The sequence below is a fragment of the Streptomyces sp. NBC_01077 genome, assembly GCF_045162855.1.
Lineage (GTDB): Bacteria > Actinomycetota > Actinomycetes > Streptomycetales > Streptomycetaceae > Streptomyces.
On the sequence record NZ_CP108669.1, the window covers coordinates 5,004,889 to 5,019,373 of the forward strand.

Below are 14,485 nucleotides of genomic sequence, written 5' to 3' on the forward strand. Positions count from 1 at the left end.
CCAACAGCCAAGCCAATTGTGCCCACAGTCGGACGCTATGCACGACACGCGGTTCCCCCCGATGGTTGTGCGGGCCCGGCCGGTTCAGCGTCCCAGGCGTCCGCGCACCATCCCGACCAGGGTGTTCAGCTCCGCGATCCGCATGCGCTTGGCCGCGACGAAGAAGACACCGAGGAGCACCGCTCCACCGACGAACAGGGCGACGAGCGAGCCCAACGCGCCTTCTCCGAGGAGCTTCAGAAGGCCGAAGCCCACGGCGCCGGAGACGATCGCGGCGGGCACGGAGGCCATGCAGAGGCGCGCGTAGGTCCGCATCACGTGGGTGCCGTCCAGATCGCCTCCCAGCAGCTTGCGGAGGCGGCGCCAGGCGATTCCGACACCGACGGCGTAGGCGAGCCCGTACGAGCCGGCCATGCCGACGACGGCCCACTGGGCGGGCAGGACGACGTAACAGATCGCCGAGGCGGCCGCGTTGACGGCGGCGACGATGACCGTGTTGTAGAAGGGCGTCCGGGTGTCCTCGTAGGCGTAGAAGCCACGGAGCACGACGTACTGGACGGAGTAGGGAATCAGGCCCAGGCCGAAGGCCATCAGGATGAAGCCCATGCCTTGGGCGGCCTCGACGCCGCTGGAGGCGTAGAGCAGGGTGCACATCGGGACGCCGAGCGCCAGGAAGGCGAAGGAGACCGGGACGATCGCGACGGCCGAGTTGCGCAGCCCCTGCGAGATGTCGTCCCGGACGGCGCCCGGGTCGTTGTCGTGGGCGGCGCGGGAGATCCGCGGCAGCAGGGCGGCCATGACGGAGACCGTGATGATGGCCTGCGGCATGCCCCAGATCAGCTGGGCGTTCGAGTAGGCGAGGAAGCCGGCGCCGTTCCTCCCGGACTCCTCACCGGCCGCCGTGGCGAGCTGGGTGACGACCAGGACGCCCGCCTGGTTGGCGAGGACGAAGAGCACGGTCCACTTGGCGAGCTTGACCGTCTTGCCGAGCCCGTGGCCCTTCCAGTCGAAGCGGGGCCGGAACCGGAAGCCCGTCTCACGCAGGTAAGGGATCATCGCCAGAGCCTGGACGACGAGCCCGAGCAGGGTGCCGATGCCGAGCAGGCGGATGCCGTCGTCGGGGATGGTCTGCACACCCATGTGGGACTCGGCGGAGGTGCCGTAGACCCAGATGAACAGGCCGAAGGTGACGATCATGACGATGTTGTTGAGGGCCGGGGTCCACATCATCGCGCCGAACTTGCCGCGTGCGTTGAGGATCTGACCCATCACCACGTGCACGCCCATGAAGAAGATCGTGGGCAGGCAGTAGCGGGCGAACGTCACAGCCACACTGTTGGCCGCGGCGTCGTCGGCGATGGTGTTCGACATCAGCCGGATGAGCAGCGGCGCCGCGAAGACGGCGAGAAGCACGATCGCGCCGAGCGCCACCATGACCAGGGTGAGCAGACGGTTGGCGTAGGCCTCGCCGCCGTCCTCGTCGTTCTTCATCGAGCGGACGAGCTGCGGGACGAAGACCGAGTTGAGCCCGCCGCCGACGGTCAGGATGTAGATCATCGTCGGCAGGGTGTAGGCGATGGTGAAGGTGTCACCGAGCAGGGCGGCGCCGAGTGCGCCGGTGATCACCAGGCTGCGGACGAAGCCGGTGAGCCGGGACACCAGGGTGCCGGCGGCCATCACCGCGCTCGACTTCAGCAGCCCGGAGGCACGACCGGACTTCTTGGGGGCGGGGGCGGGCATGGGATCCGGCTCCGGGGCGGGCGGGGGCACCTGGCCGGGCGTCTGCTGGTCCCGGTAGAGGTGTGCGAAGGCGTCCGGCTCGGGCTCCTCCTCACCGGCCCGGGTCACCAGGTCGTCGACGCCGGTGAACTGGACGGTGCGCGCGTCGTCGCCGTACGGCAGGTGGCGCGAGGGACCCTCGGGTTCCGGCGCCGGGGTCTGCGCCCACACACGGGGGTCGGGAGCGTGGTGGGGCGCGGCCGGCTGCTGGTAGAGCGGCTGCGGCTCCTGGTACAGGCCGGGCGGGGGCGGCGGGTGCGCGGCGCGGTCGTAGAGCGCCTCGGTCACCGGGTCCTGCGCGGACAGGTCCTGGGCCCGGTACGGGTCATGGGTGAAGGCGTCCTGGACGTAGGGGTCCTGGGCGTACGGGTTCTGCTGGTAGGCGTCCTGGGCGTAGGGGTCGTGCCCCTGCGGGCCAGGGGCGGCCTGCTGCGGGGGCGGCACCGGCGGGTAGCCGGAGCCGGCGGGTGCCGCGGGCGTCTCACCGGACGGCGGGGTGCCGCCCGTGCCCTGGCCGCGGTCACCGTCGTACGGCGCGTTCATGGTTACCCCACCTCATCGTCCCCGGCCGACCGGCCACGACATCGCTCAACGGTCCACTTTCTCACCCGGGCCGGACGGGTCGCCGCTTTCGGGCCCGGTGTCCGGTGTCGGGTCACTCGGCTGCTCGGGTTCGCCCGTGTCGGGCTCCTCCGTCGGGGCCTCCGCCTCCTCCGGTGACGCCGGGTCCGGCTCCGTCCCGGGCTCCGTCTCCGGCTCCTCCGGCTCGGTGTCCGCCTTCGCCGCTTCGGCCTCGGCGTTCCGCGCGGCCACCCGCTTGCGCTGGCTGTACATCCGCACGCCGGCGAGGACGAGCAGGAGGACGCCGCCGGCGATCACGAGCATCACCGTGGCGGTGATCTCGGAGACCTTCACGGTGAACGTCATCGGCTGCCCGTAGGGGGTGCCGTCCTCGGTGTAGAGCTGGGCCGTCATCGGCACCTGGCCGTTGACGTTGGCGGAGGCGGAGAACTTCACCGACTGGCTGTGACCGCCGTTGATCCTCACCGGCAGCTCTTTGTACCTCTCGCCGCTCAGGTTGAGCCGGTTCTTGCTGCCGGAGGTGAGCCGCAGCACGAGGTGCACGTCCTGCAGCAGCTTGTTCTGGACGGTCACGGGGATCGTCGCGCTGCGACCGGAGAGGGTGAGGTCGGACTTGTCGACCAGCTGGACCCCCTCGGTGAGGGTCTGCAGATACTCCAGGACGTTGATCCGGTAGAGCGCCGCGGCTCTCGCCTGCCCCCGCCACGAGGTCGACATCTCGCGGTTGATCGCGTTGGTGAACGGGGGCACGACGCGGTACTGGGCGGTGAGGATGACCTTGAAGTCGTCCAGCTCGTCGCGGGTGGTCTTCATGTCCCGGAAGGCCTGGACCGGCAGCTCCCGGTCGCGCAGCTTCTTCGGGTACCGGGAGGTGCCGGGCACCGCCGTGGAGGCGTCCGGGTCCGGCTTGGCCGCGGCGGCCGCCAGGAGGTCGCTCGGCTGGCTCCACCGCTTGCCGGAGAGCCCCTGCAGGGCAGCCGCCATGGTCTGCGCCTGCGCCGCCGTCGGCACCCGCTGCGGGGCGACCACGATGCTGCGCTGGTCCTCCGGCTGTTCCAGGGTGATCGCGAGGGACTGGGAGAGGAACTCCTGGATCGCGAGCGTGGAGTTCTCCGCACGGACCATGTCGCCGTCGAACGTCGTGGACAGGAGCGCGTCGCTCACCACGGCCGTGGTGCTGCCGTCGCCGAGAGGGCGGGCCGCCGTGGCCGTGTACGAGAGATCGTCACGGACGCTGTCGCTGCGGGCGATCACCTTGTCGGCACCCGCCGAGGTCGCCACCGACACGATGGAGGGGTCGACGGCCCCGTCGACGGGCCAGGCGAAGTCGGTGGCGGGCTGGACGTGGAGGACGGTCTCGACCGTCGCCCCGGCGAGCGCGGTCGCCGACTGGAGGTGTCCCAGCGAGCCGGGAACGTCCTTGCCCCGGTGGGCCAGCGAGGCGAGGTCGGGGTCCGCGAAGGGAAGGGCGACGACCTTGTGGCCCTGGATCGCCTTCTCCAGCGAGTTCAGCCACCGCTCGGCGACGGCCTGGTTCTTGCCGGGGACGTGCAGGGTGCCGTCCTTGACGCGGTAGCCGTTCGCCATGGCGTCGACGGAGGCCAGCAGGTCCGGGTCGACCACCCAGGTGACCGGGAGGTCCTTGCCCAGCGAGACCAGCTCGTCGAGCCGCCCGCCCGGCTTCAGCTCGGCCGCCAGGGCGTCGTCCTCGAACACCGGGGTCTGCTGATCGTCGGTGGCCGTCTCCGCCGACACATGGGCCGCGGAGATCAACGGCCAGAGATAGGTGAGCTGGGTCTTCTTCTCGGTGGCCTCGGGCTGGTACGGCACGAAGGTCCGCTCGATGCCGAGGACCCGGTCGTAGCGCCGGTCCGAGGTCTGCCCGGTGAGGGAGACGCCCAGCTGGTAGACGCCCGCCTCGTCGAGCCCGAGGTCGGAGACCGGCACGGAGAGCGAGAAGTCCGCGCTGAGGCCTGGGCCCAGTCGGGGGACCTTGATGGTGGGGGCGTCCTCGACGGGGGCGGGATCGCTGTCGCTCCGGTAACCGGTGCGCCCGGTCACCTGCTCGATCTCGCTGCGGCTCGTCATCCGCGGCCCGACACGCAGGTCCACGGTCGCGTCGGTCACCGTCTTCTTGCCGCGGTTGGTCACCGTCCCGGTGACGGTGACCGTGTCCCCCTCGACGGGTGCGCTCGGCGTCAGCGTGGCGAGAGACACATCGACGGTCTTCGAACCGGTGGCGTCCTCGGCGGCGGACGCCGGTGACGTCACAGCCGGGGCCTGGAGCAGGCCGGCGAGGAGCGGCGCCCCGAAGGCGACGGTGACCGTGCGCCGCAGCCATCGGCGGGCAGGTGAGGGACCGGTTCCCTGGATGTCTGCCGCCTCGGCCACGCGTTCGCCCGTCCTCGTCGTTGTCTGTGATGCCAGTGGTGTAGGTGGTTCCCGGTTGCTGTGTCCAGGCATGGTAACGAGGCACGCTGGGAGCAAGTGCCGGGGACTGCTCCAGCCGATCTTCGACGGGCCTCCGTCCGGCGGTCCCCCGGGCCTTGCCCACGGGAAAACGAGGACGTCACCGCGAGCCGGGGCACGTACCCTTTTCTGTTGTGCCGAACGCCAACGAAGACACCCCGACTGCACTGAGCCAGGTGCAACGCCGCGCGGTCAGTGAACTGCTGCGTGTGTCCCCTGTCGCCGACGACCTCGCCCGCCGCTTCCAGGAGGCCGGGTTCAGCCTCGCGCTGGTCGGTGGCTCGGTACGGGACGCGCTGCTCGGCCGGCTCGGCAACGACCTGGACTTCACCACCGACGCCCGCCCCGAGGACGTACTGAAGATCGTCCGCCCGTGGGCCGACGCGGTGTGGGAGGTCGGCATCGCCTTCGGGACGGTCGGCTGCCAGAAGGAGGCCCGCGTCGGAGACGCTGATCAGAGCTTCCAGATCGAGGTCACCACGTACCGCTCGGAGGCGTACGACCGGACCTCGCGCAAGCCCGAGGTGTCCTACGGCGACTCCATCGACGAGGACCTCGTCCGGCGTGACTTCACCGTCAACGCCATGGCCGTGGCCCTCCCGGAGAAGACGTTCATCGACCCGTACGGCGGCCTTGAGGACCTCGCCGCTCAGGTGCTGCGGACGCCGGGTACGCCGGAGGAGTCCTTCTCGGACGACCCCCTGCGCATGATGCGGGCCGCCCGGTTCGCCGCTCAGCTGGACTTCGAGGTCGCCCCCGAGGTCGTCACGGCGATGAAGGAGATGTCCGGCCGGATCGAGATCGTCTCCGCCGAGCGGGTCCGTGACGAGCTCAACAAGCTGCTGCTCTCCGCCCACCCGAGGAAGGGCCTCGGGCTCCTCGTGGACACCGGTCTCGCAGACCATGTGCTCCCCGAGCTGCCCGCACTGCGCCTGGAGAGTGATGAGCACCACCGCCACAAGGACGTCTACGAGCATTCGCTGACCGTGCTCGACCAGGCCATCGACCTGGAGGAGGACGGGCCCGACCTGGTGCTGCGCCTCGCGGCCCTGCTCCACGACATCGGCAAGCCGCGTACGCGTCGCTTCGAGAAGGACGGGCGGGTCTCCTTCCACCACCACGAAGTGGTCGGCGCGAAGATGACCAAGAAGCGCATGACCGCGCTCAAGTACTCCAACGAGATGATCAAGGACGTCTCGCGGCTCGTGGAGCTGCATCTCCGCTTCCACGGTTACGGGACCGGTGAGTGGACCGACTCGGCCGTGCGCCGCTACGTCCGCGACGCCGGGCCGATGCTCTCTCGTCTGCACAAGCTGACCCGCTCGGACTGCACCACCCGCAACAAGCGCAAGGCGGGCGCCCTCTCCCGCGCCTACGACGGCCTGGAGGACCGCATCGCACAGCTCCAGGAGCAGGAGGAGCTCGACGCGATCCGTCCCGACCTCGACGGCAACCAGATCCAGGAGATCCTGGAGATCGGCCCTGGTCCCGCCATCGGTCAGGCGTACAAGTTCCTGCTGGAGCTCCGGCTGGAGAACGGGCCGATGAAGCACGACCAGGCCGTGGCCGCGCTCAAGGAGTGGTGGGCCACGCAGGGCTGAGCCGCGTCCGGGTGCAGCGACGTTTCACGTGAAACATCGGTGCGCGCAACGCCTGTGAGGGGTGATGTTTCACGTGAAACATCACCCCTCCGCGCGTTCCCCTCGCAAGGCCAGTGCGATCGCCGCGTAGATCACGGCCACCAGCACGACCAGTAGGGCGGAACGGCCGTCGGGCGGCAGCATCAGCGCCGCGACCCCCGCCGCGGCGACGAAGGCCACGTTGAACAGCACGTCGTACAGCGCGAAGACCCGGCCCCGGTAGGCATCGTCCACGGAGGTCTGCACCACCGTGTCCGTCGCGATCTTGGCTCCCTGGGTGATGAGTCCGAGGACGAAGGCGGCGACGAAGAAGGGCGTGGGGGCGAAGGTCAGGCCGAGCAGCGGTTCCAGCACGGCGGCCGTCGCCGCGCACACCGTCATCCAGCCGAAGGGGCCGAGCCGTCCCACCGCCCACGGGGAGAGCACGGCCGCCGCGAAGAAACCCGCGCCTGAGGCGGCGACGGCGATGCCGAGGAGCTTGAGACCCTCGGACTCCGTGGAGCTCCACTCGTAGCGGCAGAGCATGAGCACGGTGACGAGCAGGGCTCCGTAACAGAAGCGCATGAGGCCCACCGCGGCGAGAGCCCGGGCGGCGGGCCGTCGCTCGGAGAGGTGCCGCAGCCCCTCGGTGAGGCCTCGGGCCGTGGAGGCCAGGGCCGAGGTGAGCCGCTGTGGCACGAGGCCCGGATCGGGCCCCAGGAGCTCCCGGGACATGCGGAGCGAGGCGAGGGCGGCGCAGAGGTAGAGGACGGCGCCGAAGGCCACCACGGCCGCGTCGGACTTGTCGGCGATCAGTTGGATGCCGAAGGCGAGACCGCCTCCCAGGGTCGCGGCGAGGGTGCCGGCGGTGGGGGAGAGCGAGTTCGCCACGACCAGCCGTTCGGGGTCGACGACACGCGGGAGCGAGGCCGAGAGCCCCGCGAGGACGAAGCGGTTGACGGCCGTGACGGAGAGCGCGGAGGCGTAGAAGAGCCACTCGGGGACCGAGGCGAGGACGAGCACGGCGGTCCCGCAGGCGAGCAGGGCGCGCAGGAGGTTGCCGTACAGGAAGACCTGGCGGCGCTGCCAGCGGTCGAGGAGTACACCGGCGAAGGGCCCGACGAGCGAGTACGGGAGCAGGAGGACCGCCATGGCGGAGGCGATGGCGGTCGGGGAGGTCTGTTTCTCGGGGGAGAACACGACGTACGTGGCCAGGGCCACCTGGTAGACGCCGTCGGCGCACTGGGAGAGCAGCCGGACGGCGAGCAGGCGGCGGAAGTTCGTCAGGCGCAGGAGTACGCGCAGATCACGTACGACGGACATGGCAGCAAGACTCACATACGACGAGGGCCCCCGGGCAGTGCCGCGGGGACCCTCGATCGACAAGCGTGTGGCGCTTTAGCGCTCGACCTCGCCCTTGATGAACTTCTCGACGTTGGCCAGGGCCTCGTCGTCGAAGTACTGCACCGGCGGGCTCTTCATGAAGTAGCTCGACGCGGAGAGGATGGGGCCGCCGATGCCGCGGTCCTTGGCGATCTTCGCGGCGCGCAGGGCGTCGATGATGACACCCGCCGAGTTCGGGGAGTCCCACACCTCGAGCTTGTACTCGAGGTTCAGCGGAACGTCACCGAAGGCACGGCCCTCGAGGCGCACGTACGCCCACTTGCGGTCGTCCAGCCAGGCCACGTAGTCCGACGGACCGATGTGGACGTTCTTCTCGCCCATCTCGCGGTCGGGGATCTGCGAGGTGACGGCCTGGGTCTTGGAGATCTTCTTGGACTCCAGGCGGTCGCGCTCGAGCATGTTCTTGAAGTCCATGTTGCCGCCGACGTTGAGCTGCATCGTGCGCTCAAGACGGACACCGCGGTCCTCGAACAGCTTCGCCATCACGCGGTGCGTGATGGTGGCGCCGACCTGCGACTTGATGTCGTCGCCGACGATCGGGACGCCCGCCTCGGTGAACTTGTCCGCCCACTCCTTGGTGCCGGCGATGAAGACCGGAAGGGCGTTGACGAAGGCGACCTTGGCGTCGATGGCGCACTGCGCGTAGAACTTCGCGGCAGCCTCGGAACCCACCGGCAGGTAGCAGATGAGAACGTCGACCTGGCGGTCCTTGAGGATCTGGACGACGTCCACCGGCTCCTCGGCGGACTCCTCGATGGTCAGGCGGTAGTACTTGCCGAGACCGTCGAGCGTGTGACCGCGCTGGACCGTGACGCCCTTGTTCGGGACGTCGCAGATCTTGATGGTGTTGTTCTCGCTGGCGCCGATGGCGTCCGAGAGGTCGAGGCCGACCTTCTTCGCGTCGACGTCGAAGGCGGCGACGAAGTCGATGTCACGGACGTGGTAGTCGCCGAACTGGACGTGCATCAGGCCGGGCACCTTGGCCGCCGGGTCGGCGTCCTTGTAGTACTCGACGCCCTGCACCAGCGAGGCGGCGCAGTTGCCCACGCCGACGATGGCTACGCGAACCGAACCCATTCCGGTTGCTCCCTGTTAGATCGTGGAAGCCCTGCTGTGCGCAGGGTTTCACTTGGCGGTGTCGTCGGACGGATCCGGCCGGGTACTGCCCCCGTGCCGGGGCAGGCCGCCCGTCTCTCCAGAATCGTTGTCGTGCAGAGCGGGGGCGTCGGGGCCGGATCGCTGATCCCGCCCTGCACGCTCGCTCTCGATGAGCTCGTTCAGCCAGCGCACTTCGCGCTCCACGGACTCCATACCGTGGCGCTGCAGCTCAAGCGTGTAGTCGTCGAGGCGCTCTCGGGTCCGGGCCAGGGAGGCGCGCATCTTCTCCAGACGCTCCTCCAGCCGGCTGCGGCGGCCCTCGAGGACCCGCATCCGCACCTCGCGCTCGGTCTGCCCGAAGAAGGCGAAGCGTGCGGCGAAGTGCTCGTCCTCCCAGGCGTCCGGGCCGGTGTGGGACAGGAGCTCCTCGAAGTGCTCCTTACCCGCGGCCGTCAACCGGTAGACGATCTTGGCTCGGCGTCCTGCGAGTGAAGCGGCGAGCGCCTCCTCGGGCGCGCTGCCCGGTTCCTCGATCAACCAGCCGTTGGCGACCAGCGTCTTGAGGCAGGGATACAGCGTTCCGTAGCTGAAGGCTCGGAAGACGCCCAGCGAGGTGTTGAGGCGCTTTCGCAGCTCGTACCCGTGCATCGGGGCCTCGCGCAGCAGGCCGAGAACGGCGAACTCGAGGATGCCGGAGCGTCTGCTCATTCGTCGCCTCCTCCTCCGCCTTCGGGGCCCTTATGCCGTGCTGATGTATCGACTCGATACATCAGCACGATAGAACGGCCTCTCTGTCTCGACAAGTGGGACCGCCGTGACCGGCGTCACATCGTCAATTCACAGCGTTCGACTTGCCTGATTTGGGGTGAAGTCCGGCCCTAGGAGGGTTTTGGCCGTGCGTAGTCTGTGCGGCATGCAGAACACCGGGAACCGAGCGCTGCCGCGGGGCGTCAGTGCTCCGGGTGACCGGCTGCGATACGGAGGGGCCTCCGATGGGGTTCCGGCCGTACGCATTTCGGGGGGACCGGAACTCAACTGCCGCTTCCAGGCGTATGTGCCTGCCCGAGGAGTAGTCGTTCGATGAGCGAGCATCGTCGCAAAATGCCGCCGCAGCAGCCGCCGACGGGCGGACGCGCGGCGGCACGGCGCGCTGCCCAGCAGCCGGTGGGCCGCAGGTCGGCCCCGGCCCAGGATGTCGGTACGGGGGCCCCTTCGGCCTCGTACGGGCCCGCTTCCTCCCATGGGGAGGAGCAGCGCCCCTACGGAGGTCGCGCGGAGGCCCGCAGGGCCGCCCAGCGTGGCAGCCGCCGGAAGGGGGCCGAGGCCGGCCCCGGGGGCCCTGGTGGTCCTGGGGGCGGACGGCGTGGTGGCGGCGGTGGCGGCCGCGGCAGCGGTCCGGGACGGGGCTCAAGCGGCCGTGGGCCGGGCAAGAAGCGGGCGATCGACTACCCCCGGTACGGCAAGTACGGCTGGCGTCGCTGGATGCCGTCGTGGAAGCTCGTGACGGGTACGTTCCTGTTCTTCGCGGCGAGCCTGATGGGCGCTGCCGCGTTCGCGTATTCGCAGGTGGACGTCCCGAACGAGGCCTTGACCGCGAAGTCGCAGAACAACATCTACTACTGGGCCGACAAGTCCCGGATGGTCGCGACGGGCAGCGGTACGAATCGCCAGATCGTCCCGTTCGAGAAGATCCCGAAGTCCATGCAGAACGCGGTGATCTCCGCGGAGAACAAGACCTTCTGGGACGACTCCGGAATCGACCCCATGGGTATCGGCCGTGCCGTGTGGAACATGGCCAAGGGCGGCGAGACGCAGGGTGGTTCGACGATCACCCAGCAGTACGTGAAGAACAACCGCCTTGACGACCAGTCGCAGACCCTCAGCCGGAAGGTGAAGGAACTCTTCATCTCCATGAAGGTCGGCAACGAGACCGGCAAGCCCGAAATCATGGCCGGATATCTGAACACCGCGTACTACGGGCGTGGCGCCTACGGCGTTCAGGCGGCGGCGCGCGCCTACTTCAACACGGACGCCGAGCACCTCAATCCCAGCCAGTCGGCGCTGCTCGCCGCGGTCCTCAAGGGCGCGACGTACTACGACCCGGCCGGCTATCCCGAGATCGACGCCGAGGCGACGCCCGAGAAGAACACCGTGCGCGCCAAGAAGCGCTGGGCGTGGATCCTCGACGAGATGAAGAACGACGGGCACATCACGGCCGAGGAGCGCGCGAAGTACACGGAGTTCCCCAAGGTCGAGGGGCCCAAGAAGAGCGCCAACCTGAGCGGTCAGATCGGCTATCTGGTGACCACCGCCAAGGCGAACGTCAAGGCTCAGTTCGGTATCACCGAGCAGGATCTGGAGCGCGGCGGCTACGAGATCTACACCACCTTCGACAAGAAGAAGGTGAATGCCCTCGAGAAGTCGGTCACGAAGATCCTGGACGAGTACATCGACCCGAAGAAGCGCCCGAAGGAGGACACCAACGTGCAGTTCGGTGGTGCCTCCGTCGACACGGCGACCGGGAAGATCGTCGCCCTCTACGGCGGCGTCGACGCGACCAAGCACTTCCGGAGCAACGCCGACAACACCGGTGCGCAGGTCGGATCGACGTTCAAGCCCTTCGTGCTCGCCGCCGCGATGACGGACGGGGTCCGGGACAAGGAGCTGGGGGAGAGCCAGGACGCGTCGACCCGCACGATCGTGGACCCGGACAAGAGCCGCTACTCCGGCAAGAACGAGCTGACGATCCGCAAGTACAACGGCGAGATCTGGCACAACGACAAGGGCGAAGAGTGGCGCCAGACCAATGACGACGACGCGAGCTACAAGGACATGACCCTGCGCAGGGCCATGATCAAGTCGGCGAACTCGCCGTACGTGCAGCTCGGCATGGACGTCGGCATCGACAAGGTCCGCGATGCGGCCATCAAGGCGGGCCTGCGCTCCGACTCGCTCGTCCCGGGCGAGTTCCCCTCCTTCTCCCTCGGTGTCTCCAGCCCGAGTGCCATCCGCATGGCCGGCGCCTACGCGACGTTCGCCAACGAGGGCAAGCAGAACGACCCCTACTCGGTGGAGTCCGTGAGCAAGGGGGGGGTCGAATTCAAGCACCACGAGGCGAAGGAGAAGATCGCCTTCACCCCCGCTGTCGCCAACAACGTCACCGACGTCCTCCGGGACGTCGTGGAGGACGACGAGGGCACCGGCCGCAAGGCGCGGATCCCGGGCCGTGACGTGGCCGGCAAGACCGGTACGACCGACGGCAACAAGTCGGCCTGGTTCGTGGGCTACACCGCGCAGCTGTCGACCGCGATCGACATGTACCGCTTCGACGACGACGAGACGAAGAAGAAGCGCGAGTTCCAGAAGATGTACGGCACGGGTGCCCAGCCGCGTATCCACGGTTCGTCGTTCCCGTCACGGATCTGGCAGGACTACATGACCGGGGCCGTGGCGAACGACCCGATCAAGGACTTCCCGGAGCCGGAGAAGCTGGAGGACGCCAAGCCCGTCTTCGGCGGTGGTGCCACCAGCCCGACGCCGAGCCCGACGGCCACGCCGACGCCCACCGAGACCACGATGGCGCCGACGACGACTCCCCCGGCCACGACGCCGCCGCCGACGACTCCCACGCCGAGCCGGACGCCGAAGCCGGGCAAGACGACCTGTGGCGTCTGGGACTGGAACTGCAGCACCGGGGATCCGGGCAACCCCGGCGGCAACACCGGGCAGCCGACCACCACGCCACCCGCCACCAGCCCGACGCCGACCGACACAGCGACGGGCGGCAACGGCCCAGGCGGGGGAAACGGCAAACCCGATGACGGGACCTGGATTCCCTGATCCTCCGCCGAGGTGCTCCCCGCTCCTCGGCCAAGGCGCCACCTGAGGGCCGCCGCGTCCGCTCCGTACCTTCCGTACGGGCCGGCCGCGGCGGCCCTCGCCGTTTTCCCGGAGACGTACGGCAGGATGTCCCCCATGCCGAGCCTCCAGAAGACGAGCGCGCCGCAGGACCGGTCGCAGGGCCGTTCGCAGACGGTCAGCCCCACCCACCGGGACAAGGTGGCCGCCGCGGGCAGCGAACTGATCGGCGGCCCCTACGGCCGCCGGGCGGCGCGCGGCACCGGGCAGCTGACGCCGGTGCGGGTGATCGCCCTCGTGGCCATCGGCATGTTCGCCCTCGGCATGGTGCAGAAGCTGCCCTGCTACAACTGGGCCTGGTTCCGTGGCACGACCTCCCAGTACACCCACGCCTGTTACTCGGACATCCCGCACCTCTTCTCGGGGCGGGGCTTCGCCGACGGCCTGGTGCCCTACTTCGACCGGCTGGGCGGCGACATACCGTTCCTCGAGTACCCGGTTCTGACCGGGCTCTTCATGGAGGTCGCGGCCTGGCTGACGCCGGGCGGCGGCGACACCATGCAGCAGGAGCAGTCGTACTGGCTGGCCAACGCGGGTCTGCTGATGGTCTGCGCGGCCGTTCTAGCGGTCTGTGTGGCCCGGACGCACCGTCTGCGCCCCTGGGACGGGCTGCTCGTCGCCCTGGCGCCCTCGGTCGCGCTGACCGCCACGATCAACTGGGACATACTGGCCGTCGCGCTGACCGCCGCCGCGATCCTCATGTGGTCGCGTGAGCGGCCCCTGGCCTTCGGAATCCTGCTCGGCCTGGCCACCGCCGCCAAGTTCTACCCGATACTGCTCCTCTGCCCGCTGCTGCTGCTCTGCTGGCGGGCCGGGAAGTGGCGGGAGTACGGGACAGCGGTGCTCGGTGCGGGCGGCGCGTGGCTGGTGGTGAATCTGCCCGTGATGCTGATGGCGCCCGAGGGCTGGAAGCAGTTCTACCTCTTCAGCCGGGACCGGAACGTCGACTTCGGTTCGATCTGGCTGCTGGTCAGCCAGCGGACGGGTGACGCGATCACGCCGGGCCGGGCCAACCTGTACGCGCTGCTGCTGATGCTGGCGGCGGTCGCGGGGCTCGTCTACCTGGCCTTCACGGCGCCCCGCAGGCCCCGCTTCGTCCAGCTGGCCTTCCTGATCGTCGCCGCGTTCGTGCTGACCAACAAGGTCTACTCACCGCAGTACGTGCTGTGGCTGGTGCCGCTGGCGGCGCTCGCCCGGCCGCGCTGGCGCGACTTCCTGGTCTGGCAGGCGTGCGAGGTCATGTACTTCGTGGGCGTCTGGATGTACCTGGCGTTCACGGCCAGCGGCAACAGCAAGCAGGGACTGCCGGTGGACGGCTACCAGTTCGCCATCGTGCTGCACCTGCTCGGCACCCTGTACCTGTGCGCGATGGTCGTACGCGACATCCTCACGCCCGAGAAGGACCCGGTCCGGCAGGACGGTGCGGACGACCCCTCGGGGGGCGTCCTGGACGGTGCGGAGGACGTCTTCGTCGCGGGCAGGGCCGCCCATCCGGCCCGGCATGCGGCACCGGCCGCCGAGGACGGGCCGCTGGTGGAATGGGGAAACCCCCAGGAGCTGAGCTCCCGGGGGTGAGGGGGACCGGCCGCAGCAGTTCGCGGCGGCCGGCCCGGGCC

The 14,485-nt window shown here is 69.3% G+C and carries 8 protein-coding genes; 3 read left to right on the forward strand and 5 right to left on the reverse strand.

What is annotated here, in order from left to right; genetic code table 11:
• Window positions 1–84 precede the first annotated feature (84 nt).
• Window positions 85–2,322 carry a murein biosynthesis integral membrane protein MurJ gene (gene murJ, locus OG462_RS22515; RefSeq protein ID WP_406060145.1) on the reverse strand — a complete coding sequence of 746 codons (2,238 nt, stop codon included), beginning with the start codon at window positions 2,320–2,322 and terminating at the stop codon, window positions 85–87.
• 45 nt (window positions 2,323–2,367) lie between these two features.
• The gene (locus OG462_RS22520; RefSeq protein WP_406060146.1) at window positions 2,368–4,752 is read right to left on the reverse strand and encodes a DUF6049 family protein; all 2,385 of its coding nucleotides are present in this window, start codon (window positions 4,750–4,752) and stop codon (window positions 2,368–2,370) included.
• Between the two features lie 212 nt (window positions 4,753–4,964).
• Between OG462_RS22520 and OG462_RS22525 the strand changes: the two genes are divergently transcribed.
• Window positions 4,965–6,431 (forward strand): CCA tRNA nucleotidyltransferase, encoded by a 1,467-nt coding sequence (locus tag OG462_RS22525; RefSeq protein ID WP_406060148.1) that lies wholly within the window; start codon window positions 4,965–4,967, stop codon window positions 6,429–6,431.
• 81 nt (window positions 6,432–6,512) lie between these two features.
• Here the strand turns inward: OG462_RS22525 and OG462_RS22530 are convergent, their stop codons facing one another.
• The 3 genes from OG462_RS22530 to OG462_RS22540 form a co-directional block, all read right to left on the reverse strand.
• The gene (locus OG462_RS22530; protein ID WP_406060150.1) at window positions 6,513–7,772 is read right to left on the reverse strand and encodes an MFS transporter; all 1,260 of its coding nucleotides are present in this window, start codon (window positions 7,770–7,772) and stop codon (window positions 6,513–6,515) included.
• Window positions 7,773–7,847: 75 nt separating this feature from the next.
• Entirely contained in the window at window positions 7,848–8,930 is a 1,083-nt protein-coding gene (locus OG462_RS22535) for an inositol-3-phosphate synthase (RefSeq protein WP_406060152.1), read from the reverse strand.
• A 48-nt stretch (window positions 8,931–8,978) separates the two neighbouring features.
• Entirely contained in the window at window positions 8,979–9,659 is a 681-nt protein-coding gene (locus tag OG462_RS22540; protein WP_189833684.1) for a PadR family transcriptional regulator, read from the reverse strand.
• Window positions 9,660–10,031: 372 nt separating this feature from the next.
• Here OG462_RS22540 and OG462_RS22545 point away from each other — a divergent pair, with 372 nt between their 5' ends.
• Both OG462_RS22545 and OG462_RS22550 read left to right on the forward strand, forming a co-directional pair.
• Entirely contained in the window at window positions 10,032–12,791 is a 2,760-nt protein-coding gene (locus tag OG462_RS22545; RefSeq protein ID WP_406060154.1) for a transglycosylase domain-containing protein, read from the forward strand.
• A 135-nt stretch (window positions 12,792–12,926) separates the two neighbouring features.
• Window positions 12,927–14,444, forward strand: a complete 1,518-nt coding sequence (locus OG462_RS22550; protein WP_406060156.1) for a glycosyltransferase family 87 protein — start codon at window positions 12,927–12,929, stop codon at window positions 14,442–14,444.
• The last annotated feature ends 41 nt before the right edge of the window (window positions 14,445–14,485 follow it).

Bases quoted from the DNA above. Each gene is read 5' to 3' on its own strand.
- murJ (WP_406060145.1), bottom strand. From the start codon at position 2,322: ATGAACGCGCCGTACGACGGTGACCGCGGCCAGGGCACGGGCGGCACC.
- OG462_RS22530 (WP_406060150.1), bottom strand. From the start codon at position 7,772: ATGTCCGTCGTACGTGATCTGCGCGTACTCCTGCGCCTGACGAACTTC.
- OG462_RS22535 (WP_406060152.1), bottom strand. From the start codon at position 8,930: ATGGGTTCGGTTCGCGTAGCCATCGTCGGCGTGGGCAACTGCGCCGCC.
- OG462_RS22540 (WP_189833684.1), bottom strand. From the start codon at position 9,659: ATGAGCAGACGCTCCGGCATCCTCGAGTTCGCCGTTCTCGGCCTGCTG.
- OG462_RS22545 (WP_406060154.1), top strand. From the start codon at position 10,032: ATGAGCGAGCATCGTCGCAAAATGCCGCCGCAGCAGCCGCCGACGGGC.
- OG462_RS22550 (WP_406060156.1), top strand. From the start codon at position 12,927: ATGCCGAGCCTCCAGAAGACGAGCGCGCCGCAGGACCGGTCGCAGGGC.